General features: G+C 60.6%; 20 protein-coding genes and 1 tRNA gene. 15 read left to right on the plus strand and 6 right to left on the minus strand.

Going from position 1 to position 22,541, the window contains the following annotated elements; all coding sequences use genetic code 11:
- Window positions 1-8 precede the first annotated feature (8 nt).
- Entirely contained in the window at window positions 9-1,190 is a 1,182-nt protein-coding gene (locus tag IEX27_RS13675; protein ID WP_188721631.1) for a cell surface protein, read from the minus strand.
- Between the two features lie 217 nt (window positions 1,191-1,407).
- Between IEX27_RS13675 and ftsZ the strand changes: the two genes are divergently transcribed.
- The gene (gene ftsZ, locus IEX27_RS13680) at window positions 1,408-2,388 is read left to right on the plus strand and encodes a cell division protein FtsZ (protein ID WP_188721632.1); all 981 of its coding nucleotides are present in this window, start codon (window positions 1,408-1,410) and stop codon (window positions 2,386-2,388) included.
- Between the two features lie 192 nt (window positions 2,389-2,580).
- Here ftsZ and IEX27_RS13685 read toward each other — a convergent pair whose 3' ends face one another.
- Complete coding sequence (locus IEX27_RS13685; RefSeq protein ID WP_188721633.1) at window positions 2,581-2,808, minus strand: ribbon-helix-helix domain-containing protein; 228 nt, start codon at window positions 2,806-2,808, stop codon at window positions 2,581-2,583.
- A gap of 203 nt (window positions 2,809-3,011) precedes the next feature.
- On the opposite strand from IEX27_RS13685, the gene IEX27_RS13690 reads away from it, so the two are divergent.
- Window positions 3,012-3,749, plus strand: coding sequence for a 3'-5' exonuclease (locus IEX27_RS13690; RefSeq protein ID WP_210315538.1), 738 nt, complete (start codon window positions 3,012-3,014; stop codon window positions 3,747-3,749).
- Window positions 3,721-4,707, plus strand: coding sequence for a nucleotidyltransferase domain-containing protein (locus tag IEX27_RS13695; RefSeq protein ID WP_188721634.1), 987 nt, complete (start codon window positions 3,721-3,723; stop codon window positions 4,705-4,707). The genes IEX27_RS13690 and IEX27_RS13695 overlap by 29 nt, the downstream gene beginning before the upstream one ends.
- 54 nt (window positions 4,708-4,761) lie before the next feature.
- On the opposite strand, the gene IEX27_RS13700 is transcribed toward IEX27_RS13695, so the two are convergent.
- On the minus strand, window positions 4,762-5,319 hold the full coding sequence (locus tag IEX27_RS13700) for a type 1 glutamine amidotransferase domain-containing protein (protein ID WP_188721635.1): 558 nt from the start codon (window positions 5,317-5,319) through the stop codon (window positions 4,762-4,764).
- 115 nt (window positions 5,320-5,434) lie between these two features.
- Window positions 5,435-6,907, minus strand: coding sequence for an alanine/glycine:cation symporter family protein (locus tag IEX27_RS13705; protein WP_188721636.1), 1,473 nt, complete (start codon window positions 6,905-6,907; stop codon window positions 5,435-5,437).
- A gap of 383 nt (window positions 6,908-7,290) precedes the next feature.
- On the opposite strand from IEX27_RS13705, the gene IEX27_RS13710 reads away from it, so the two are divergent.
- The 8 genes from IEX27_RS13710 to IEX27_RS13745 all read left to right on the plus strand — a co-directional run bounded on the left by IEX27_RS13710 (window position 7,291) and on the right by IEX27_RS13745 (window position 15,670).
- A complete protein-coding gene (locus IEX27_RS13710; RefSeq protein ID WP_244630368.1) occupies window positions 7,291-8,643 on the plus strand; it encodes an ABC transporter substrate-binding protein in 1,353 nt (450 codons plus the stop codon).
- A 16-nt stretch (window positions 8,644-8,659) separates the two neighbouring features.
- Window positions 8,660-9,592, plus strand: a complete 933-nt coding sequence (locus IEX27_RS13715) for a carbohydrate ABC transporter permease (protein ID WP_244630369.1) — start codon at window positions 8,660-8,662, stop codon at window positions 9,590-9,592.
- Window positions 9,589-10,446 (plus strand): carbohydrate ABC transporter permease, encoded by an 858-nt coding sequence (locus IEX27_RS13720; RefSeq protein WP_188721637.1) that lies wholly within the window; start codon window positions 9,589-9,591, stop codon window positions 10,444-10,446. The genes IEX27_RS13715 and IEX27_RS13720 overlap by 4 nt, the downstream gene beginning before the upstream one ends.
- Window positions 10,447-10,489: 43 nt before the next feature.
- A complete protein-coding gene (locus IEX27_RS13725) occupies window positions 10,490-11,170 on the plus strand; it encodes a GntR family transcriptional regulator (RefSeq protein ID WP_188721638.1) in 681 nt (226 codons plus the stop codon).
- A 74-nt stretch (window positions 11,171-11,244) separates the two neighbouring features.
- On the plus strand, window positions 11,245-12,309 hold the full coding sequence (locus IEX27_RS13730; protein WP_188721639.1) for an ABC transporter ATP-binding protein: 1,065 nt from the start codon (window positions 11,245-11,247) through the stop codon (window positions 12,307-12,309).
- A 53-nt stretch (window positions 12,310-12,362) separates the two neighbouring features.
- Window positions 12,363-13,589, plus strand: a complete 1,227-nt coding sequence (locus IEX27_RS13735) for a mandelate racemase/muconate lactonizing enzyme family protein (protein WP_188721640.1) — start codon at window positions 12,363-12,365, stop codon at window positions 13,587-13,589.
- A 34-nt stretch (window positions 13,590-13,623) separates the two neighbouring features.
- Window positions 13,624-15,222 carry a GMC family oxidoreductase gene (locus IEX27_RS13740; protein WP_188721753.1) on the plus strand — a complete coding sequence of 533 codons (1,599 nt, stop codon included), beginning with the start codon at window positions 13,624-13,626 and terminating at the stop codon, window positions 15,220-15,222.
- Complete coding sequence (locus tag IEX27_RS13745; protein WP_188721641.1) at window positions 15,206-15,670, plus strand: hypothetical protein; 465 nt, start codon at window positions 15,206-15,208, stop codon at window positions 15,668-15,670. The genes IEX27_RS13740 and IEX27_RS13745 overlap by 17 nt, the downstream gene beginning before the upstream one ends.
- A 41-nt stretch (window positions 15,671-15,711) precedes the next feature.
- On the opposite strand, the gene IEX27_RS13750 is transcribed toward IEX27_RS13745, so the two are convergent.
- Window positions 15,712-15,785 (minus strand) — tRNA-Gln (locus tag IEX27_RS13750).
- A 293-nt stretch (window positions 15,786-16,078) separates the two neighbouring features.
- Here IEX27_RS13750 and IEX27_RS13755 point away from each other — a divergent pair.
- From IEX27_RS13755 to guaB, 3 genes are all read left to right on the plus strand, one after another.
- Complete coding sequence (locus IEX27_RS13755) at window positions 16,079-17,431, plus strand: Ppx/GppA phosphatase family protein (protein ID WP_244630370.1); 1,353 nt, start codon at window positions 16,079-16,081, stop codon at window positions 17,429-17,431.
- On the plus strand, window positions 17,428-18,150 hold the full coding sequence (locus IEX27_RS13760) for an RlmE family RNA methyltransferase (RefSeq protein ID WP_188721643.1): 723 nt from the start codon (window positions 17,428-17,430) through the stop codon (window positions 18,148-18,150). The genes IEX27_RS13755 and IEX27_RS13760 overlap by 4 nt, the downstream gene beginning before the upstream one ends.
- Window positions 18,151-18,340: 190 nt before the next feature.
- On the plus strand, window positions 18,341-19,840 hold the full coding sequence (gene guaB / locus IEX27_RS13765) for an IMP dehydrogenase (protein WP_188721644.1): 1,500 nt from the start codon (window positions 18,341-18,343) through the stop codon (window positions 19,838-19,840).
- A gap of 18 nt (window positions 19,841-19,858) precedes the next feature.
- On the opposite strand, the gene IEX27_RS13770 is transcribed toward guaB, so the two are convergent.
- A complete protein-coding gene (locus IEX27_RS13770) occupies window positions 19,859-20,773 on the minus strand; it encodes a hydrogen peroxide-inducible genes activator (RefSeq protein WP_188721754.1) in 915 nt (304 codons plus the stop codon).
- 141 nt (window positions 20,774-20,914) lie between these two features.
- On the opposite strand from IEX27_RS13770, the gene katA reads away from it, so the two are divergent.
- The gene (gene katA, locus IEX27_RS13775) at window positions 20,915-22,411 is read left to right on the plus strand and encodes a catalase KatA (RefSeq protein ID WP_188721645.1); all 1,497 of its coding nucleotides are present in this window, start codon (window positions 20,915-20,917) and stop codon (window positions 22,409-22,411) included.
- Window positions 22,412-22,541: the final 130 nt, after the last annotated feature.

Below are 22,541 nucleotides of genomic sequence, written 5' to 3' on the forward strand. Positions count from 1 at the left end.
GCGCGCGATCAGCCTTCCAGCACCAGTGCGTTGCCTTCGGCTGCAAGGCGCGCGATGCGCTTCTTGCCATCCTCGACGGCGTCGCGGATCTCGGCGCTGTTGCGGGTCGAAAGCTCGCGCATCTCGGAGATGATCTCGACCGAGCGGGTCTGGAAGTTGACGACGCTGTCGACCAGCTTCTTGACCGCATCAGCGCGGATGGTCGGGCCGTAGCCCGCCTTCAGCGCCTCTTCCTGAACCTTGCCGCCGATCTCGGCCAGCGTCTCCAGCGACTTCGACACGCCTTCCTTCATCTGGTTCAGCGTCTGCGTTGCTTCATGCAGGCCGAAGAGGCCGGTGAAGGACGCCTTGAGCGCAGTCAGCACGGACTCGTTAGTGGAGAAGAAGGACACTGCCTGCTGGTAGACGCGCTCCTTGGCGTTGGTCGTCTGCATCAGGCGGGCCATCACTACTTCCGAGGTGTTGTAGCTGATGGTCATGTTGTCAGCGAGATCCTTGGCGACCTGGTAGCGGCCTTCCTCGTTCTGCACGCGGCGCAGGTGCTCGTCGCGGATCAGTTCCAGCCTGGCGCGTTCGGCCACTTCTCCGCCCTCGGCGAAGGAGGACACGGCCTCGGAGGCCTTGGCAAGACCTTCCTTGGCGGCGTTGAGCTGGTTTTCAGCGGCCTTCAGGATCTCGAGGGCCGCGACCTCGCCATGCTTCAGGGCGCCGCGGAAATCGCGATAGGCTTCCAGAATGATCTGCTCGCGCTCGATGTTCGCCTTGGTGTCGCGCGAGACTTCAAGATAGGTGTCCTTGATCTCGTCAAAGCGAGTGGCAATGTCGCCACGGGAAATCTTCATCCACGCGTTGGTCGCCCGCTCGAAAATGTCGAGCTTGCCGTCCTCGATCTGGTCGACCATCGTCTTGGCGTCGTCGCGGATCGAGTCGAAAGCCTTGGTGATCTTCTCGTAGCGCGTGCCGATCTCCATCTCGGCGACCTGCTCGCGCACCACCTCGTTGAAGATGCTCATCTGCTGGAGCGTGCGGGTGATGATCGCGATCTTTTCCGGCTCGATGTCGGCGATCTTCTCCAGCAGCCCAACGATTGGCGACGGTTCCGTCTTGTCCTGGACAAGGCCGAGGTCGCGCAGCTTGCCCATGGCCAGATCGAGGTATTGCAGGGGAGTTTTGACAGCGATCTCACTCATGGAAACAATCCTTGATGAAGAGTTAAGCTTGACCTTGGCGCGCGGCCTTGGCAACACGATGAACAACGAAACTAACTGACGTTGTTCAGTATAAGCAAGCTCCTTTGAAACCGTATGAAGGATATGCCAAACGCGGCGTTGCGGGCAGGCATCCTCTCTGATTCATTCGGTTATGGGGCGGAATTGATTCGCCGCGTTATGTGGCAGAGAGGTTGTGATGGTCGGTGAGCCCGTTGGCGAGTCTCAAGCGTTGAGGCCGCGTCTTACAGTTCTAGGTGTTGGTGGTGGCGGCGGCAATGCCGTCAATAACATGATTGCGCAGGGTCTGGACGGGACGGAGTTCCTTGTCGCCAACACGGACGCGCAGGCCCTGACGATGTCGAAGGCTGATCGTCTGATCCAGATGGGTACGCATCTGACCGAAGGACTTGGCGCCGGATCGCTGCCGGAGGTTGGCCGTGCGGCCGCCGAAGAATCCATCCATGAGATCATGGACCACCTTTCCGGTACGCACATGTGCTTCATCACCGCCGGCATGGGTGGCGGCACCGGCACGGGTGCGGCGCCAGTAATCGCACGCGCGGCGCGCGAGGCAGGCATCCTCACCATTGCGGTGGTAACGAAGCCCTTCCTGTTCGAAGGTACGCGCCGCAGCCGTATGGCTGAGCAGGGCATCGCCGAGCTGCGCGAAGCGGCCGACACCGTGATCGTGATCCCGAACCAGAACCTGTTCCGGGTGGCGGACGCCAACACCACCTTCGCGGAAGCCTTCCAGATGGCCGACCGCGTGCTCTACGCCGGCGTTGGCTGCATCACAGACCTCATCGTGAAGGAGGGTCTGATCAACCTCGACTTCGCGGACGTGCGGACGGTGATGAAGGGCATGGGCCGCGCGATGATGGGCACGGGCGATGCCGCAGGCGAGGGACGCGCACGCGTTGCGGCCGAGATCGCGATCTCGAACCCGCTGCTCGACGACAACAGCATTGCCGGCGCGCGCGGCGTTCTCATCTCCATCTCCGGCGGCCATGACATGACGTTGTTCGAGGTGGATGAAGCCGCAACCCGCATCCGCGAAGAGATCGGCGACGATGCCGACATCATCGTCGGCGCGATCTTCGACAATCGCCTGGAAGGCCGCTTCCGCGTGTCGGTGGTTGCCGCCGGCCTTGAGGAGCGCGCTGTGGCCGCTGCCTGAGCCCGCGCTTCATGAAGTTCTTCGTCGGGGCCCTCGCGGCCCCGATGTCGTTTACCTGCAAATGGGGGGCAATAACGGCCTCATCCTGAGCCTGTCGAAGGACGAGGGGTTCAGTATCCGCAGCTTCTCACCCCGTGGTTCGACAAGCTCACCATGAGGGGCGAGAAGCTGGCAAATCGGCGCTGAAGCGACCTAGCCGTCGTTGCTGGCGTTGAGTTCCTCGGGGCGTTTGCCTTCCTCATTCAGCCTTAGCATCTGGTTTTCCGTCAGCCACCGCTTGAGGATGAGCCGTATGGCCTCCGGCCGGGTCTCGATGCTGTGATGATCCACCAGCCTGTCGACCGCAGCGAGCATCTCAGCATTGAGCTGGACCGAAACCGCCGTCAGTTCTCCACCATTGTCTTCCGAAGTGCCTGGCATCGCAGTGACCTCTACGTTCGTGCGATGATGATAACGCATGAAAGAGGATTTGGTGGCATGGGAGTGGATCGACCGACTTTCAAAAGAGTCACCATCTCCCTAGACAAGAGTGCTAAGGTTGTTCTTGATAACAAGGCATGCTGAAGGCACGATTTGGGCCGCGATAGATGGGACAGGATGTGAGTGGACTCGGACGACACGCGATGAAATCTTCCACACATGACATGCCCGATTCGAACCTGAGAAAAGTTATGGGACAAACCACCTTAAAACATACTTTCGCAACAAATGCCCACGATTCCTCCGTGTGCGCTGTCAGCGATGCAAAATTGGAGAGCAAGGTGGACGTCTATTTTTCGGCCGACATAGAGACGGACGGACCTATCCCTGGTCCATACTCGATACTCTCCTTCGCGCTGGTCTATGCCGGGATCTATGACGGCAAGTCTTTCAAACGGCCACTTAGCTACGATCACTATCTCTACCGCGAGTTGCGGCCGATTTCCGAAGATTTCGAACCTGAGGCTTTGGCAGTTAACGGTCTCGATCGAGATGCATTAATGAAGACGGGGATGCAGCCAACGCAGGCTATGCGTGAGGCAGGCGAGTGGGTGCGCAAGATAGCAGGAGGTGGAAATCCTGTTTTCGTCGCTTATCCACTTAGCTTTGATTGGACGTGGCTATACTGGTATTTCGTGCGTTTTACGGAACAAGGATCACCCTTTGGTCATTCGCGCTGTTTCGACATCAAAACAGCCGTTTCGGTAAAGACCGGATTGCCAATCGCCGGAGCAGGTCGTGCGAGAGTGCCTAGCGAACTTTTGCCAAATAGAAAGCATACACATCATGCACTTGATGACGCCATAGAACAGGCGGAGCTATTCGCAAACGTATTTGAGTGGGGGGCGGAAAATGGAGTATTTGGAAAAGAGAAGATCTGATACTGAGCGTCGCTTTGAGGAACTTCGGGGGCTGCTGGGCAAAGCGATTGATCTGGTTGGTGACAAGGCTTGCGTCTACGCGACTGGTTCCTTTGGGAGGCTGGAAGCAGGGCAGAACAGTGATCTCGACCTTTTTATCGTGAGTAAAACGGCGACTAAAAATGGCTTTGAAATTAGGCAGCTCAGCAATCTGGATGAGATCTTAGTAAAGGCGAACCTCATCAGCGCCTTGCGCGAGCTGGGGATGCCTGAGTTTGACTCTGATGGAAAGTATCTAAGTCATTATTCGGTTAAGCAATTCACTGATTTGTTAGGTAAGCCGGATGACGATGCAAATAATACGCTTACCGGTCGATTGCTATTATTCCTGGAGAGTCGGCCGCTAATCGGTCAAGAGACCTATGATGAGATCATAGGTGAAGTGATCGCTTCATATTGGAGAGACTATAGTGATCACGCTCAATGCTTTATGCCTGCTTTTCTTGCGAATGACATTCTTCGACTGTGGCGCACATTCTGTGTCAACTATGAAGCAAACACAAAAACCGTCCCGGAAGAAAAGAAAATACAAAGAAAAATTAAAAACGATAAACTAAAGCACAGCAGGATGCTAACTTGCTATTCAGCTCTGCTGTTTCTCTTAGGCGTGTTCAAGCGTGAGGAGACTGTCTCGTTAGAGCGAGCGATGCAGATGACTCAGAAGACCCCGACAGAACGCCTTCAGTGGCTCTTGGACCAAAAAGAATTCGGTTCCATACATGATACCGTTATTCAACTGCTCGACAAATACGCGCAGTTTCTGGAGAGGACCGATAAGCCGAAGGCGGTTCTTGAATCAGAGGTCAAAGCAAATTGGCAGAGCTGGACGGATGAATCCTATGAGTTTGGAGACCTAATGTTCAAAGCGCTCTCCAAACTTGGTGAAGACAATAAGTTCTATAGATTGCTGGTCGTCTAGATGGGCGCAACGAGGCGGGCGACAAGCGCGCCTCGCCACCTCCACGAAGACTTATTACAATCGCCGCTCATGTTTTCCTTCCGCTATTTCCTCCGCCACCTTTGCGCAGAAGGCCGGGAGGTCGTCGGGTTTGCGGCTGGTGACGAGGCCCTGGTCGGTCACGACTTCTGAATCTTCCCAGAGGCCGCCGGCGTTGATGACGTCCGTCTTGATCGATCCGTAGGAGGTCATGCGGCGGCCTTCGGCGATGCCGGCTTCCACCAGCAGCCACGGGCCGTGGCAGATTGCGCCGATGGGCTTCTTGGCGTTCCAGAAGGACTTTACGAAGTTCACAGCCGTCTCGTTTGCGCGCAGCGTGTCCGGGTTCATCTGGCCGCCGGGGAGCACCAGAGCGTCGTAGTCGGCCTCGGAGGCTCCGTCGAGCGCGCGGTCCACCGGTACGGCGCGGCCCCAGTCCTTCTTGTCCCAGCCCTTGATCTCGCCGCTCTCGGGGGAAACGACTTCAACCGTTGCGCCGGCTTCGCGCAGCTTCTGCAGGGGTACTTCGAGTTCGGACTGCTCAAAACCGTGGGTGGCGAGGATAGCGACGCGCTTGCCGTTCAGATCGTGCATTGTTTGCCTCCGTTCATTGGGTTGCCTGTCCAACGGAGAGGAGGCCGAAGTGTTCCGCTATTTCATTCGGGAGGGGGGCAACCCTGCCAGCCTTTCCGCTGGCATGGTTCTGAGGTCAGGTGGTGGAAGGGGCAGGCCGCATGGATGCTGAAAATTCCTGCTCGACCAGTTTCGCGTGCGGCCAGGCGTTTTCGTCCAGGTTCAGGTCCGGGAAGGCCTTGGGCTTGAACACGGGCCGCAGGACGCCCTCCTTCAGCTGTACGCGGAAATCGTCCAGCACGCGCAGGCAGGTCGGGAACAGCATCATGATCGCCATGAGGTTCACCACGGCCAGTACGCCCATCAAGGGATCGGAGAAGAAGAAGACCGCCGTGGCGCCCGGCGCCGTCGAGCCAAGGAAGACGACAGCGACAACCGCCCAGCGCAGGATATGGAGTGCCGCCGGTTGCGACGTCATCACCCTCACCGCAGTCTCGCCGAGGTAGTAGTTGTAGATGATCGAGCTGAAGGCGAAGAGCAGGATGGCGAAGGTAAGGAAGTACTGGGCCCAGTCGCCCACTTGACTTGCCAGCGACTGCTGGGTCAGCACGATGCCGTCGATTTCCATGCCCGGCTGGTAGACGGGGCTCAGCAGGATGATGAAGGCCGTGCAGGAGCAGACGATGATCGTGTCGATGAACACGGAGAGAGACTGCGTGATGCCCTGACTGATGGGGTGGCGAACGTCTGCGGTGGCGGCCACGTTCGGTGCCGAGCCCAGGCCTGCCTCGTTGGAGAAGAGGCCGCGCCGCAGCCCTTGCGCCAGTGCCGCGCCGACACCGCCGCTCACCACTTCCTCGAAGCCGAAGGCGTTGGCGAAGATCGACACGAACACGCGGGGCAGATCGGTGATGTTCAGGATGATCACGATCAGCGCGAGACCGATGTAGATCACGGCCATGACCGGGATGATCACGTCGGCCGCCTTGGCAATGCGGCGGATGCCGCCGTAGACGATGAAGCCGGTGATGATCGCCAGCCCGATGCCGGTCCACATGCGATCGATGCCGAGGCTTTCGTTGGCAGCGCCGGCAAAGGTGTTGCCCTGGAAGGCGTTGAAGCCGAAGGCGAAGGACAAGAGCAGGCAGATCGCGTAGAGGACCGCAAGCCATCTGTATTTCACGCCAAGGCCGTAGATGATGTAGTCGGCGGGGCCGCCGCGGTAGGTGCCGTCGCCGTTGGAGCGCTTGTAGAGCTGCGCCAGCGTGCATTCCACGAGGCTGGTCGCCATGCCCACCACGGCAATGGCCCACATCCAGAACACAGCGCCGGGTCCGCCAAGCGTAATCGCCACGGCCACGCCGGCAATATTGCCGCCGCCGACGCGGCCGCCGACGGACACAAGCAGAGCCTCGCGGGCGCTGATGGCGTTAGGGTCGCCCGTCTGGTTCTTGCCAGACAGGACGCGGAACATTCGTCCGAAATATTCGATCTGGACGAAACCGCTCATCACGGTGATGAAAACGCCGAAGACGACGAGGATGGGGATCAGCGCCCAGCCCCAGGTGAGATCTTCGATGAGCCCAAAGAAGGCGGTGATCATCTGCATGGGCAGGCATCCTCTCTCGCGCAAACGCCCCTGGCTTTGCAGCCAGCTGGCACTTCGCCCTCCTGCACCCCGCGGTAGATTATGGTGTTATGTTAAATAATTATACAACGGGATAGAAGAGCATTTCGGGCAAATTCATTAGCCACGATCAGGTTCCGGTGCTCGATGCATTATTTTGCCAGCTTCTGAATTCGGGAGTTGTCGAAGGTCTGTACACGTATCCACGGCCATCCAAGCGAGCCCGAGAATTGCCCACGCGCACGGATTGACAGGAGCGAAAGCCTCCCCTACGAATTCCATGTTCTGGATTCTATAGAATGTAGCATCGGACGAGGTCGCAGCCGCCGGGAGGAGAACCGCTGCTGTCGACATGGGAGGAAATCATGAAACAACTCTTTGGAGCTGTCAGCTCCTTGTCGCGCCGCGCCCTGATGGTGTCGGCATCTGCAGCCGTCATCGCCACCATGACGGGGATGGTCGCTCAGGCCGAAGGCCTCGGCACTCCGGACAAGCCGGTCGAAGTCCGAATGATCGCCAATGAAGCGTTCGCCAACCAGTGGCAGACGCTGATGGTGCCTGAGTTCAACAAGCACTATCCAAACGTCAAGGTGACTATCGACGGCGTTCCCTATGTCGAGCTGCTCGCCAAGAGCATGCTGGACGCGACCGGCCCGAGCCCGACCTACGACATCATCATCGCCGATGATCCGTGGGTACCGCAATTGGCTTCCGTCGGTGCTCTACTCGACCTGCGGTCGGAGGAGGTCAAGGGCTGGACCTCGGAAGACTTCGACTGGGACGACTTTAACGTGGCGCCGCTTGCGGCGAGCGAGTGGGATGGCGTCCAGTACGGCGTGCCGGTCCGCTCGAACATGCTCATGATGTTCGTCAACAAGTCCCTCTATGAGAAGGCGGGCGTGCCGGTTCCGACGCCAAAGCTCACCTGGAACGAGTTCCTCGAGCAGGCGCCGAAGCTGGTGCAGGACACCAATGGCGACGGCAAGGTGGATGCCTGGGCGATCGACACCTATTTCGTGCGCGAGCCGCTGACGCCGACCATCTGGCAGACCATCATGAACTCGAACGGTGGCAGCCTGCTCGACGAGAACGGCAAGCCGGCGTTCAACAACGAGATTGGCGTCGCTGCACTCGAGACGCACAAGAAGCTGCTTGAGTTTGCCCCGACGGGCGCCATCAGCCACGGCTTCTCGGAATCCCTCCAGGCGTTCCGCCAGGGCATGGTTGCGACCCACATAAACTGGGGTTCGGTCTTCAAGGGTTCGGCGATTGACGCTGCAACCACCACGCTCACTCCCGAGCAGGTCGGCATCCAGGTTCTGCCAATGGGCTCCAAGAGCGCTGGCGCACATCGCGGCATCTGGAGTGGTGCGGTTTCGGCCAAGAGCGAGAACCCGGAAGCTGCATGGGCTGTCCTGCAGTGGCTGAGCTCGAAGGAAGGCGAGAAGTGGCATTCAGCCAACCTCGGCGTCTTCCCGGCGCGCAAGTCTACGCTCGCCGCCGAGCCGTCGGAGCCGTGGCTCGTGCCCGTGTTCGACGCACTGCAGCAGGCCTATGACGCGGCAGGCGAAGGCAAGATGTGGCGTATCCGCCATCCGCGTTCGGATGCGGCTCAGCAGGTGCTCGCCGACGAGCATTCCCGCTTCATTGCCGGCCAGGTGAGTGCCGAGGAAGCGCTCAACGTGGCTGCCGAGAAGATCGAAAAGATCCTCAAGTAAAGCCGGGATGGGAAGCATGGCGACGAACACGATGACAGCCGGGGAGGTGCGCCGCGCGCGGTCTCCCGTACGCAGCAAGCTCATGGATGCCGCCTCGCGGTGGGCCTTCATGGCTCCTGCGGCCATCATCCTCGCCGCCATGCTCGCCTATCCGATCATCTATACGGTCGAGATCAGCTTCGCCCGCTTCGATCTCATGACCTTCAGTGCCGTAGAATTCGTCGGGTGGGAAAACTACGCCCATGTGTTCGATGACTACCGGTTCTGGTCGTCGATGCGGGTGACGCTCATCTATCTGGCTTTCGCGCTGCCGATCCAGATCGTGCTCGGCTTCGGCATAGCCTATCTCATCAATGCGCCGTGGCGCGGCCGTGGGGCAGTGCGTGCGCTGTTCATCATTCCGATGGTGGTCGCGCCCGTTGTCGCCGGCGGTATCTGGCGCATGATCCTCGACCCGCTCTGGGGCATCATGAACTGGGTGGCGGGCCTTTTCGGTGTCGATGGGCTCGACTGGTTCGGCGACCCCACACTCGCCATGGCCTCGATCATCATCATCGATACCTGGCGCTGGACTCCCTTCGTCATCCTGATTGCAACGGCAGCGCTGCTGGCGCTGCCGCGCGACATCTTCGAAGCAGCCGAGATCGACGGGGCCAACTGGTGGTCGATGCTGTGGTCGATCACGCTGCCGCTGCTGGTGCCGATCATTGCCGCAACCTTTGTGGTGCGGTGGCTCGGTGCGGTGAAGATGTTCGATATCGCGCTCGCCGCGACCTATGGCGGGCCGGGTGGTGCGACGAACGTCATCAACCTCTTCATCTATGAGGAAGCCTTTCGGTCGCTGCGCTTTGCTGAATCGGCGGCGATGGCGGTGATCGTCCTCGTCCTTACCATGGTGCTCACCGGGATCTTCCTGATCGGTACCCGCAAGCTGGAGGACCGCTATTGACCTCGCTCGCTCTCTCCGGCGGAACGCGCAAGTCCCGCTTCTGGCCCCGCGTACGCATCGCAGCCGGGTTGCTCGCCTGCGTCATCTTCCTGTTCCCCGTGTTCTGGATGGTGTTGTCATCGTTCAAGGCGCAGCGTGATATCTTCACGGTGCCGCCGACGCTGTTCTTCACACCGACGCTGCAGCACTATTTCGAATACATGCAGCGCGCCGACATCAGCCGCCGCATGATCAATACAATCATCGTGGCAGCCGGCTCCGGCATCATCTCGATCGTGGCAGGCGGCATGGCGGGCTATGCCCTGGCGCGCATCCGGCTGCGGGGCGCGGGAACGATCGGCGTGCTCATCCTCCTGTCACGCGGCGTGCCGCCGATCGCGCTTGCTGTCCCGATGTTCCTTGTGGCCCGCTCGCTCGGCGTTACCGACCAGCACATTACGCTGATCCTCGCCTACTGCACCTTCCTCATTCCGTACGTGATGTGGCTGATGCGCGGCTTCTTTCTGGCGCTGCCTAAGGAGCTTGAGGAATCCGCCATGATCGACGGTTGCAGCCGCATGGGCGCGTTCTTCAAGATCATCGTACCGATCTCGATGCCGGGCATCCTGTCGACGCTGATCTTCAGCATGATCCTCGCCTGGGAAGAGCTGCTCTTCGCGCTCGTGCTCACCAACCGCTATGCGTCGACCATTCCCGTAGCCATCGCCGGCATCGCCGGAGACACGGTAAACGGCGCCAACTGGGGCGCGCTGACGGCGGTGGGGACATTTACGGTTCTGCCAGTGGTGGTCTTCGCGCTTCTGGTCCAGAAGTGGCTCATTCAAGGCCTCGCCGACGGCGCGACCAAGGGATAACCAGGATGAAGTTCATGACAGTAAACGCCCGGATGATTGCCCGATGACGAAGCCCGCGATCTTCCTTTCCAAGACGGACCTCGCCCGCCGGCATATCGAAGGGCTGATCATCTCGCGGCAGGTGAAGCCGGGCGACCGCATCACCACGCGCGAGGTTTCCGAGGCGCTGGGCATCAGCGAGACGCCGATCCGCGAGGCAATCCGCAGCCTTGCCTCCGAAGGCTGGCTTGAGGTGCAGACGCATGTAGGCGCGGTGGTGGCGAGTGCGGGCAGCGAGCAGCTGCGCGAGATCTATGCGCTGCGGGGATTGATCGGCGCGCTTGCCATTGAGCTTGGCAGTGCCAGCTTCAACGCGGAGCGGCTTGCGGCGCTTGACGCCAACATCGCCGAAGCGACGGCTGCCGTCGATGCCCAGGACACGACGCGCTACACGCAGACCAACCACGAGTTCCACGTGCTCCTGAGCGACACGCCGCAGTCGCAATGGTGCCTGCGCATGCTGGTCAACATGAGCGCGATGACGTCGGCGCACTATGGCTTCAACCTGCTGCCGGAACGCATGGCGGCATCGCTGGCTGAACACAAGGCGATCCGCGACGCGCTGCGCGCCGGCAATTTCGAGGCTGCGGCCTCGTTGATCAAGCTGCACGAACATTCGGCTTACGAAACAATCGCGAGCGCGCTTGCAGAAGACAATGAAGTCCGGGCCCTGGGCACTGGCTGACAATAAACATCGTGGCGGGTGCCGGCCTTGAGGAGGGCCGCGCTGGCGACAGACGATGGGGAGAGAGTAAACGCATGAGTACAGTTGCTATCCGCAACGTTCACAAGTCGTACGGGGCGCTGCCGGTCATCCACTGCGTTTCGCTCGACATTTCTGATGGCGAGTTCGTGGCGCTGGTGGGTCCCTCCGGCTGTGGCAAGTCCACGCTTCTGCGGATGATCGCGGGGCTCGAGGACATCACCGCGGGGGATATCGTCATCGCGGACCGGGTGGTGAACGACATCGCGCCCAAGGACCGGGACATCGCGATGGTGTTTCAGAATTACGCTCTCTATCCGCACATGAACGTGCGCCAGAACATGGGCTTTGCGCTTCGTCAGCGGAAGATTTCCCGTGACGAGATCGACCGGCGCGTGATGAACGCCGCGCGTATTCTCGGCCTTGAGCAGCTGCTCGACCGCAAGCCGCGTGCACTCTCCGGTGGCCAGCGCCAGCGCGTCGCCATGGGCCGGGCCATCGTGCGTAACCCGAACGTCTTCCTGTTTGACGAACCGCTTTCGAACCTCGACGCAAAGCTGCGGGTGCAGATGCGCTCGGAACTCAAGGAACTGCACCAGCGCCTCGGCGTCACCACCGTCTATGTGACGCACGACCAGATCGAGGCGATGACGCTCGCCGACCGGGTCGTGGTCATGAATGGCGGCATCGTGGAGCAGATGGGACCGCCACTGGAACTCTACGACAAGCCGATGAGCCTGTTCGTCGCGGCCTTCATAGGCTCGCCGCCGATGAACTTCCTCGAGGGATCGCTCAACACACCCAATGCACTCATCCTCGATGACGGCACCGAGGTGGCGCTGCCAGCACCAGTTGCCGGCAACGGGCGCACCACGATCGGCGTCAGGCCCGAGCACCTTTTCCTCACGGATGCCGGATGGCCTGCCGTGGTCTCGGTCATCGAGCCGACCGGTTCTGAAACGCAGATCACCGCACGTCTGGGCGACTATGTCATTCGCGTCCTTATCCGCGGCCGAACCGATGTGCAGCCCGGCGAGACAATCCATGTTTCGGCCAAGCCCGCCGACATCCACGTGTTCGACACGGCCTCCGGAAGGCGACGCGAGACGGTTACGACGTAAGAGGGAGCGATGCACCGCTCGCTATTCAAATTCAAGAACAGGCATTGAAGGTCATGAGAAACAAAGCAAGAATTGCCGAAGTAAAGACGCTCTCCTGTAGCAATTCCTTCCGCAACTACCACTTCCTGAAGATTACGACAGAGGATGGAACTGTCGGCTGGAGCGAGTTCGACGAGAATTTCGGTTCGCCAGGTGTTGCCTATATCATCAACGAACTCAGCCATAGGCTGATTGGCCAAAGCGTTTTGCTGCACGAGCACATCCGCGAGGACCTGAGCGATGTGACACGTCCTGCGCTCAGTGGTGTGATCGCTCAGGCCATTGGCGCTATAGAAAATGCGCTGCTCGACGCCAAGGCGAAAATCATGGACGTTCCGGCCCATGTGCTACTCGGCGGAATGGTGCGCGACAAGATCCGCGTTTACTGGTCCCACTGCGTTGCCTATCGCATGCGTACGGAGCATTTCTCACCGCCGATCCATGATGCGGATGGCGTGCGCCAGATTGCCAATGATGTCCGCAACGACGGGTTCACGGCGCTGAAGACAAACATCTTCGAATACGACGCGAATGACAGGATTTCCGCCTGGGCCCCGGGGTTCGGCCGTCCGCATGACCTGTCGCGCAATGTCGAGCGCAAGACGCGCCAGGATCTGCGCCGGCATCTGGAAATCATGCGCGAGTCCGCCGGTCCCGACATCGACATCCTCCTTGATCTCAACTTCAATGCGCGCACGGATGGCTATCTGGAGATGATCCGTGAGATCAACGATCTCGACATTTTCTGGGTGGAGCTCGATACGCTCGACCCAAAGGCACTCGCCTATATCCGCTCCAAGAGCAATCATCCGATCGCATCCTGCGAGACGCTTCTCGGCCTGCAGCAGTTCCTGCCATTCTTCCAGAACCAGGCTGTTGATGTCGCCATCATTGACACACCTTGGAATGGTGTCTGGCAGTCGCTGAAGATTGCTGCAGCCGCAGCAGCTTACGAGGTGAGTGTCGCGCCGCACAACTTCTACGGCCACCTGTGCACGATGATGAACGCGCATTTCAGCGCCGTGGTGCCCAATGTCCGGATTATGGAAACCGATATCGACCGTATATCCTGGGACTCGGAAGTGTTTACCCATGCGCCGGAGTACAAAGACGGTTACCTGATCCTGCCGGACCGCCCGGGCTGGGGTACAGAGCCGAACGAAGAGGCGCTGAAGAAATATCCGCCGCTTGCCAAGACCGGTCTCATCAACCGCACGGCGACGCCGCGTCTGGATTTCTGACCAGTCGCCTGGTGGGCAGAGGTTCTGCATGATCATGAATGAAACGGTCGACGTGCTGATCATTGGCGGTGGCGCTTCGGGTGCCGCCGTCGCGTGGAGCCTCGCCGACACGCGGATGCGCATAGTCTGCCTGGAGCAGGGCGATTGGCAGGAGCCGTCGCGCTATCCGAGCACCGGTCTGGATTGGGAGAACAGGCAGTTCGGCGACTATGCCATCAGCCCGAACCGCCGTAAGGGGAAGGCCGACTATCCGATCAACGACGACGAGTCTCCGATCAAGGTCGCCAATTTCAATGGCGTGGGCGGCGGCACCATTCTTTATGCCGGGCATTTCCCGCGCATGCATCCGTCTGACTTCCGGGTGCGTACGCTTGATGGCGTGGCCGATGACTGGCCGATCGACTACTGGAAGCTGGAGCCCTTTTTCGCGATCAACGACCGCATGATGGGCGTGGCCTCGCTTGCTGGCGACCCCGCTTACCCCGACAAGGAGGCGGTGATGCCGCCTTTGCCGCTTGGGCGCACAGGCGAACGCCTTGGCCGGGCCATGAACGAGCTTGGCTGGCACTGCTGGCCCTCCGACAGTGCGATCACCTCGCAGGAATATCAGGGCCGCGCGCCCTGCATCAATCTCGGCCATTGCGGCCATGGCTGTGCGCAGGGAGCCAAGTCCAGCACGGACATCACCTACTGGCAGGAGGCGATCCGCAATCGTGTCGAGCTGCGCACCAATTGCCGCGTCAGCCGGATCGAAACAAACGAAGACCGGATGGCTACGGGTGCATGGTATTTCAATGGCGATGGCGAGGAAGTCTTCCAGCCAGCCGAGATCGTCATCATGGCGTGCAATGGCATCGGCACGCCGCGCATTCTCTTGAACTCGGCTTCAGAGCGGTTTCCCAGCGGACTTGCCAACTCGAGCGGGCAGGTGGGGCGCAACCTGATGTTCCATCCCTACGGGCTTGCGCGCGGTACGTTTGACGAGAAGCTCGACGCATATCGCGGCTCACGCGTGTTCATGTGGTCGATGCAGTTCTACGAGACGGACCCCGCGAACGATTTCAAACGCGGCTACTGCTATCAGTTTACGCGCGGGTTCAGCCCGGCGATAACAGCCATCAACGGCATGGGTGATGGCCTGTTACCGTGGGGCGAGGGGCATCACGCGGCCTATCGCGACCTGTTCGAGCGGCAGGCGGGTATGGTGTCGGTCTGTGAGGATTTACCGGAGGAGATCAACCGCGTCACGCTGGACCCCGCGCTCAAGGACGCGAACGGCATACCCGCGCCGAAGATCACCTATCGGCTGGGCGAGAACACGCTGAAGATGCTCGACCATTCGCTGGCGCGTGCGACCGACATCCTCACCGTGGCCGGTGCGAAGGATATCGTCACTCGTGCGCCGCTGCCCTATGCGGGCTGGCATCTGCTTGGCACCGCCCGCATGGGCGATGATCCGCGCAATTCGGTAGTCAATAGCTGGGGCCGCAGCCATGATGTGAAGAACCTCTTCATCGTGGATGGCAGTGTGTTTGTCACGTCCGGCGGGGTGAACCCGACATCGACTATCCAGGCGATCGCTCTCTACATCGCCGACCAGATCAAGGAGCGTCTTCATGACCTCTTCGCCTGAAGCTGCTTCGCTCACGGTCTCGGACAGTCAGGTTGCCTGCCTCGCCTGCATCGCAGGCCACATGATTCCGGCGAGTTCGGAGTTTGGCGTGCCTGCAGCCAACGATCCCGTCATCCTCCAGGATATTCTCTCGATCATCGACCACCGCGACCATGGGGCGGTAGTGTCCCTACTTGCGAGCGTGGACGACGCGGCAGGCGGCTCTCTATGCGCCCTTGAAGCTACTGAACAGGCGGCACTTCTTGCGCGGCTGCGGGCGGAACGGCCCGGCGTTTTCGCGGTGATCGAGAGCATCGTCGCCCGCGCCTACTACCGCGACTCACGCGTGCTTGCGTCGATTGGCGTGGAACACCGTCCGCCGTTCCCAAAAGGTTATGAAGTTGAGCAGGGCGACTGGTCGCTGCTTGATCCTGTGCGCGAGCGCGGCAAGATCTATCGGGACGCGTAGCGCATCCGATCAAAACGTGGTTCGAATATTAAAGGAAGGGTTGGCTGGGGAACCTGGATTCGAACCAGGACTAACGGAGTCAGAGTCCGTGGGTCTACCGTTAACCTATTCCCCAACAGGCTTTCGCCGAGTCCGTCGAGCCGGTAGCAACTCGATGGGCGCTTATTTACTGATGCCTCACGCATAGTCAACCCACCTTGATGATCAAAATTGACAATTTAACAGGTCAGCCGTCCTGAAAGGCCTATCTGTCGCAGTTGGCGTGCAGGAACCCAACTTTACGCGAGGCACAAAGCTCAAATGTGTCCGTGCCTCTTGGTCATTTGGCCAGAGACTGCTAATCTGGTCTCAACAAGAGATGATACGCCGCACATCGCAAGATGGACGTACGGCGTGAAAGGATTAGCGGTGGACCACGATCAACGTGACGCACCGCCGGTTGCGAGGGCTGCTCGCGATCACACCCCCGCCAGGGGTGGCCGGAATCCGCAGGGACAACGGCCAAAAGCGGCTCCCGCCCCAACGGGCACGGAGCCGGTAAAACGCACACGGAAGCGCAAGAGAAAGCGCAGCCGCAATCGCGTCTTTATGCGGGGTGGTGAGTCGTCAGGACAGACCACTGTACCGGCGGTTCAAGGACAGGCCAAAGCAGGTCAGCCGACCGCGGCTGCCGAATCGGCTCCCTCCCATGAGAATCGCCAGCGACGCGAGAAGAGCGCTTCGACCCGGTATGCGCTCAGCAGGCCGGCCGAACGGCTCTATGCAGCGCTCGACCTCGGAACCAACAATTGCCGGCTGCTCATCGCTTCGCCGAGCAAGCCCGGGCGATTCCGCGTGGTCGACGCATTTTCGCGAATCGTGCGGCTGGGTGAGGGGCTGTCGGCGAATGGCCGGCTTGGCGAGGCGGCAATGGACAGGGCGCTCGGCGCGCTCGCCATCTGTGCGCAGAAGCTTGAGGGCAAGACGTTTTCCGGCATGCAGCTGATTGCGACGGAAGCCTGTCGCTCGGCTGCCAACGGCGAGGATTTCCTGACGCGCGTCAAGAAGGAGACCGGCCTGGCACTCACGATCATCGACCGGCAGACCGAGGCGCGGCTTGCCGTCGCCGGCTGCAGTTCGCTTGTCGGACGTGATACGGACGGCCTCGTGCTGTTCGATATCGGCGGCGGTTCTTCCGAGATCGCGCTGGTCGACCTCACCAAGAAGCGAACCGGTCGGCTTGCCGATCATATCGTTGCCTGGACGTCGCTGCCGGTGGGGGTCGTTTCCATTGCGGAACGCTTCGGCGGTCGCGACGTGACGCCTGAGAATTTCGAGGCGATGGTCGCAAATGTCAGCGATCTCCTGCGTGGCTTTGAGGGGGCCAACAGCCTCAAGCATGTTTCCGCAGGTGATAGGTTCCATCTGCTGGGCACGTCCGGAACGGTGACCACGCTTGCTGGTGTGCATCTCGGCCTGCGCCGTTATGATCGGCGTCGGGTGGACGGCCTCTGGCTCGACCGTGAACATGTGGACAGCATGATCGAGCGTATCCTTGGCTGGAGCTTTGACCAGCGGAAGGCCAATCCCTGCATCGGCGAGGAACGGGCGGACCTGGTTCTGGCGGGTTGTGCAATTCTGGAAGCGATCCGCCGGCAATGGCCGTCGGAGCGACTGAGGGTTGCGGATCGTGGCCTGCGCGAAGGCATGCTGAGTGAAATGATGGCACGGGACGGCGTCTGGCGACGCAAGCGGTTCCATGCGGCAGCGAGAGCATCATGAAAGACAAGAAGGCTGGCACCGGGCTCCGTCAGCTGAAGACCCGGGTCAAGAAAACCAAGCTCAAGAATTCGTCGCGCCGCTGGCTCGAACGGCATCTCAATGATCCCTACGTGCATCGCGCCAATGCGGAGGGCATGCGCTCGCGCGCGGCCTACAAGCTCATCGAGATCAACGAAAAGTACAAGATTCTGGCACCCGGCATGAAGGTGGTGGATCTTGGCGCGGCTCCGGGCGGATGGTGCCAGATCGCGGCGCAGGTGGTGAAGTCGAAGCCAGAATCGCCAAGCGTGGTCGGCATCGACTATCTGCCTGTGGATCCGATGGCGGGCGCGATCATTCTGCAGGCGGATTTTCTCGATGATGACGCGCCGGACAAGCTGATCGAGGCGCTGGGTGGAGCTCCGGACGTGGTGCTCTCCGACATGGCCGCGCCCACAACGGGGCACCGGCGGACCGACCATATCCGCACGATGCACCTTTGCGAGACGGCGGCCCATTTTGCCATTTCCGTGCTGAAGCCGGGCGGACACTTCCTCTCGAAGACGTTCCAGGGCGGGGCGGAAGGTGACGTGCTAACCATGCTCAAGCAGCATTTTGCCTCCGTTCACCATGTCAAGCCGCCGGCATCGCGGGCGGAATCGGTGGAGCTTTACATCCTCGCGCGCAACTTCAAGGGCCGGAAGGATGTACCAGTCGAAGATGGCGACGACGAAGACTAATCGGCTGGATGGCTACGGCCATCCGGTGGCGTTTTACGGCTGACTGCAACAAGTTCGCTGTTGCGACACGTTAACGGCTTTCATTTTTGTTCCGGAAGTGGTACGAACCGCCGCCAATCCTGAAAGGGAATTTTCCAGTGCGGGTCCTTGCTATTGCACGGGCCGGCTTTTTCTATTCCGAGGACTGGCAATGGCAAAAATCATAGAAACTGCGACAGGGTTCGAAGCACTCACCTTTGACGACGTGCTTCTTCAGCCGGGCCACTCGGATGTGATGCCGGGCGAGGTCAACGTCGGCACCACGATCGCCGGCGTGGAGCTGAACCTTCCGATCCTTTCCGCCGCAATGGACACTGTGACCGAGTCGAAGCTCGCGATCGCCATGGCGCAGGCAGGCGGCGTTGGCGTCATCCACCGCAACCTGACCCCGGCCGAGCAGGCCGAAGAAGTCCGCCAGGTCAAGAAGTTCGAGTCCGGCATGGTGGTGAACCCGCTCACCATCGGGCCGGAAGCAACGCTCGCCGACGCGATGGCGCTGATGGCGCAGCACCGCATTTCCGGCATTCCGGTGGTGGAGAATGGCGGCAAGGGCGGTCACACGACCGGCAAGCTCGTCGGCATCCTCACCAACCGTGACGTGCGCTTTGCCTCCAATCCGAACCAGCCGATCCGCGAGCTGATGACGCACGAGAACCTCGTTACCGTCACCGAGAATGTTCGGCAGGACGAGGCCAAGCGCCTGCTGCACGCGCATCGCATCGAAAAGCTGCTGGTGGTCGACAATGCCGGCAATTGCGTGGGCCTGATCACCGTCAAGGACATGGAAAAGTCGCAGCTGAATCCGTTCGCCAGCAAGGATGAGCACGGTCGCCTGCGCGCTGCCGCAGCCACCAGCGTTGGTGACGATGGGTTCGAGCGTGCTGAGCGTCTCATTGATGCTGGCGTCGATTTCCTCGTGATTGACACTGCGCATGGCCATTCTCAGCGCGTGCTCGACGCTGTTACCCGCGCCAAGAAGATTTCCGGCAACGTCAAGATAATCGCCGGAAACGTGGCGACGCCGGACGGCACGCTTGCCCTCATCGATGCCGGCGCAGACGCGGTCAAAGTCGGCATCGGACCAGGCTCCATCTGCACCACCCGTATCGTCGCAGGCGTTGGCGTACCGCAGCTCGCCGCCATCATGGGCGCGGTGAACGTTGCCCGCAAGCATGGCATCTCCGTCATCGCAGACGGCGGCATCAAGTATTCCGGTGATCTTGCCAAGGCGATTGCCGCCGGTGCGGACGCAGCCATGGTGGGCTCACTGCTCGCCGGTACCGATGAGACGCCGGGTGAGGTTTACCTCTACCAGGGCCGCTCGTTCAAAGCCTATCGCGGCATGGGCTCCGTTGGCGCCATGGCTCGCGGCTCGGCCGACCGCTACTTCCAGGCGGAAGTGCGCGACACGCTGAAGCTCGTGCCGGAAGGTGTTGAGGGCCAGGTTCCCTACAAGGGTCCGGTTTCCGGTGTCCTGCACCAGCTCGCCGGCGGTCTCAAGGCTGCCATGGGCTATGTCGGCGCGGGCGACATCAAGGCGTTCCAGGAGAAGGCTACCTTCGTCCGCATTTCGGGCGCTGGCCTGCGGGAAAGCCATGCGCATGACGTGACCATCACGCGCGAGAGCCCGAACTATCACGGCGGCCGCTAAGTACGCCGCTTCAAACGTCTATTTCTCCAAGCCCACTGCCTTGCGGTGGGCTTTTCTTATGCAGTCGGAGAGCGACTGGAGATCTTCGCTGCGGGGATTGGTCGTCCGCCAGCCAAGGCAGATGGTGCGTGAAGGCGAGGGCGCGACAAAGGGCAGGGCGCTGACGCCCGGCAGCCGCTCCGCCGTTTCCCGGGCGATTTCAGGGATCAGCGTCACACCTAACCCGTGGGAAACCATGTGCAGGAGGGTGGCGAGGCTCGTCGCGCCGAAGCTCTGCATCGCGACCGGCTCAACCTTGCTGCAGAGTGCGAGCGCCTGCGCCCGCATGCAGTGACCTTCCTCCAGCAGCATCAGGCGTTCAAGCGCCATCGCCTCATGGGCCACCGGAGGGGCAATGCGGGGAACCTCTGCGGTTGGTACGGCGAGCAGGAAGTGGTCCTCGAAGAGCGGGATATGATCGATGCCACTGGCTGAGAGCGGCTCGGCGGCGATCAGTGCGTCGAGATGCCCGTTGCTCACCTCCTCCAGCAAGGTGTCGGTGACGGATTCCCGCACCTCGAGCTGCAGCTTGGGGAATGCTTCCTTGAGGAGCGGGAGGAGATAGGGGAGCAGATAGGGCGCTACGGTGGGGATAACTCCTAACCGAAAACGGCCTTCAAGTATGTCCCTGCCGCGCATGGCGGCCCGCTCCAGATCTTCAACTTCGCTCAGGATGCGCTGGATGCGCGGGCGAAGCTCAGCGCCCTCGGCGGTCAGGCGGATGGATCCGCGGCCTCGCTCGAACAGGCGTATGCCAAGCTGGCCTTCCATCTCGGCAATCTGGGCGGAAAGGGCTGGTTGCGTGACGCCGGCCTCTTGGGCGGCGCGACCAAAGTGGCCTGTTTCAGCCAGATACTCAAAGTAGGCGAGCTGTTTCAGGGTCAATCGCATGATAAGAAAATCTTATCATCGCGAACAGCAAATGCAATTGGAAATTATTGAAGCGATCGGCTATGTTAGAACCATTCTAGGAAGCTTCAGTGATTCCGGTGCGCATCCAGCGCACGAGCTTTTATTGGGTGAGGTGCAAAAGGCATGGTTGATAAGCCAATTATGACGACGACTGCTGGTTCTCCGATTCCGGACAACCAGAATACGCTGACCGCCGGCGAGCGTGGCCCGGTCCTTCTGACCGATTACCAGCTCATCGAGAAGCTGGCCCACCAGAACCGCGAGCGTATTCCAGAGCGCGCCGTCCATGCCAAGGGCTGGGGTGCATATGGTACGCTGAAGATCACCGGCGACATCTCCAAGTACACCAAGGCGAAGGCACTGCAGCCTGGCGCCGAGACGCCGCTGCTTCTGCGCTTCTCCACCGTTGCCGGTGAGATGGGTGCAGCCGACGCCGAGCGCGACGTTCGTGGCTTTGCCATCAAGTTCTACACGCCGGAAGGCAACTGGGACCTCGTCGGCAACAACACGCCGGTGTTCTTCATCCGCGATCCGCTGAAGTTCCCGGACTTCATCCACACGCAGAAGCGTCATCCGCGCACCAACCTGCGTTCGGCAACGGCTATGTGGGATTTCTGGTCGCTTTCGCCCGAGAGCCTGCACCAGGTCACCATCCTCATGTCCGACCGCGGCCTGCCGGTTGCTCCGATGTACATGAACGGCTACGGCTCGCACACCTACTCGTTCTGGAACGACGCTGGCGAGCGCTACTGGGTGAAGTTCCACTTCAAGACCCAGCAGGGCCACAAGTTCTACACGAACGAGGAAGCCGAGCAGGTCATCGCCAAGACCCGCGAGAGCTATCAGGAAGAGCTGTTCGGCGGCATCGAGCGCGGCGAGTTCCCGAAGTGGACCGTCCAGGTTCAGATCATGCCGGAGCTCGACGCTGAGAAGACCTCCTACAACCCGTTCGACCTGACGAAGGTCTGGCCGCATTCGGAATACCCGCCGATCGAAATCGGTGTGATGGAGCTGAACCGCAACCCGGACAACTACTTCGCGGAAATCGAGCAGGCTGCCTTCTCGCCGTCGAACATCGTTCCCGGCATCGGCTTCTCGCCGGACAAGATGCTGCAGGCGCGCGTGTTCTCCTATGCGGACGCACACCGTCACCGCCTCGGCACGCACTACGAGTCGATCCCGGTCAACCAGCCGCGCTGCCCGGTTCATCACTATCACCGCGATGGCCAGATGAACGTCTACGGCGGCCTGAAGACCGGCAACCCGGATGTCTACTACGAGCCGAACTCGTTCAACGGCCCGGTCGAGAGCCCGGCTGCCAAGGAGCCGCCGCTGCGCATCTCCGGCGACGCCGCTCGCTACGACCACCGCGTTGGCAACGACGACTACTCGCAGCCGCGCGCCCTGTTCGAGCTGTTCGACGCTGGCCAGCGTGAGCGCCTGTTCAAGAACATCGCTGCAGCGATGGGCGGCGTTCCGGGCTTCATCGTTGAGCGTCAGCTTGGCCACTTCAAGCTCGTGCATCCGGAATACGAAGCCGGCGTTCGCCGCGCGCTGAAGGAAGCACACGGCTACGAGGCAACCGCCGTTTCGCTCGAAGAGCAATCGGCAGCCGAGTAAGCTGGATAACTGGTATGATGGGGAGGGCGCGGAGACATCCGCGCCCTTCTTCTTTTCGTGAGGTGCTTTCTCACATTGGCCATCATGCCTCACCCGCTGTGGCTTGCTAATCGGTTCGAGTGAGCTTAGC

It is taken from the genome of Nitratireductor aestuarii, assembly GCF_014641695.1.
Lineage (GTDB): Bacteria > Pseudomonadota > Alphaproteobacteria > Rhizobiales > Rhizobiaceae > Chelativorans > Chelativorans aestuarii.

Excerpts from the sequence above, each read along its gene's own strand:
- IEX27_RS13690 (WP_210315538.1), top strand. The coding sequence starts at position 3,012 with ATGAAATCTTCCACACATGACATGCCCGATTCGAACCTGAGAAAAGTT.
- katA (WP_188721645.1), top strand. The coding sequence starts at position 20,915 with ATGGTTGATAAGCCAATTATGACGACGACTGCTGGTTCTCCGATTCCG.
- IEX27_RS13710 (WP_244630368.1), top strand. The coding sequence starts at position 7,291 with ATGAAACAACTCTTTGGAGCTGTCAGCTCCTTGTCGCGCCGCGCCCTG.
- IEX27_RS13740 (WP_188721753.1), top strand. The coding sequence starts at position 13,624 with ATGAATGAAACGGTCGACGTGCTGATCATTGGCGGTGGCGCTTCGGGT.
- IEX27_RS13685 (WP_188721633.1), bottom strand. The coding sequence starts at position 2,808 with ATGCCAGGCACTTCGGAAGACAATGGTGGAGAACTGACGGCGGTTTCG.
- IEX27_RS13760 (WP_188721643.1), top strand. The coding sequence starts at position 17,428 with ATGAAAGACAAGAAGGCTGGCACCGGGCTCCGTCAGCTGAAGACCCGG.
- guaB (WP_188721644.1), top strand. The coding sequence starts at position 18,341 with ATGGCAAAAATCATAGAAACTGCGACAGGGTTCGAAGCACTCACCTTT.
- IEX27_RS13735 (WP_188721640.1), top strand. The coding sequence starts at position 12,363 with ATGAGAAACAAAGCAAGAATTGCCGAAGTAAAGACGCTCTCCTGTAGC.
- IEX27_RS13715 (WP_244630369.1), top strand. The coding sequence starts at position 8,660 with ATGGCGACGAACACGATGACAGCCGGGGAGGTGCGCCGCGCGCGGTCT.
- ftsZ (WP_188721632.1), top strand. The coding sequence starts at position 1,408 with ATGGTCGGTGAGCCCGTTGGCGAGTCTCAAGCGTTGAGGCCGCGTCTT.
- IEX27_RS13745 (WP_188721641.1), top strand. The coding sequence starts at position 15,206 with ATGACCTCTTCGCCTGAAGCTGCTTCGCTCACGGTCTCGGACAGTCAG.
- IEX27_RS13705 (WP_188721636.1), bottom strand. The coding sequence starts at position 6,907 with ATGCAGATGATCACCGCCTTCTTTGGGCTCATCGAAGATCTCACCTGG.
- IEX27_RS13675 (WP_188721631.1), bottom strand. The coding sequence starts at position 1,190 with ATGAGTGAGATCGCTGTCAAAACTCCCCTGCAATACCTCGATCTGGCC.
- IEX27_RS13695 (WP_188721634.1), top strand. The coding sequence starts at position 3,721 with ATGGAGTATTTGGAAAAGAGAAGATCTGATACTGAGCGTCGCTTTGAG.
- IEX27_RS13700 (WP_188721635.1), bottom strand. The coding sequence starts at position 5,319 with ATGCACGATCTGAACGGCAAGCGCGTCGCTATCCTCGCCACCCACGGT.
- IEX27_RS13730 (WP_188721639.1), top strand. The coding sequence starts at position 11,245 with ATGAGTACAGTTGCTATCCGCAACGTTCACAAGTCGTACGGGGCGCTG.
- IEX27_RS13725 (WP_188721638.1), top strand. The coding sequence starts at position 10,490 with ATGACGAAGCCCGCGATCTTCCTTTCCAAGACGGACCTCGCCCGCCGG.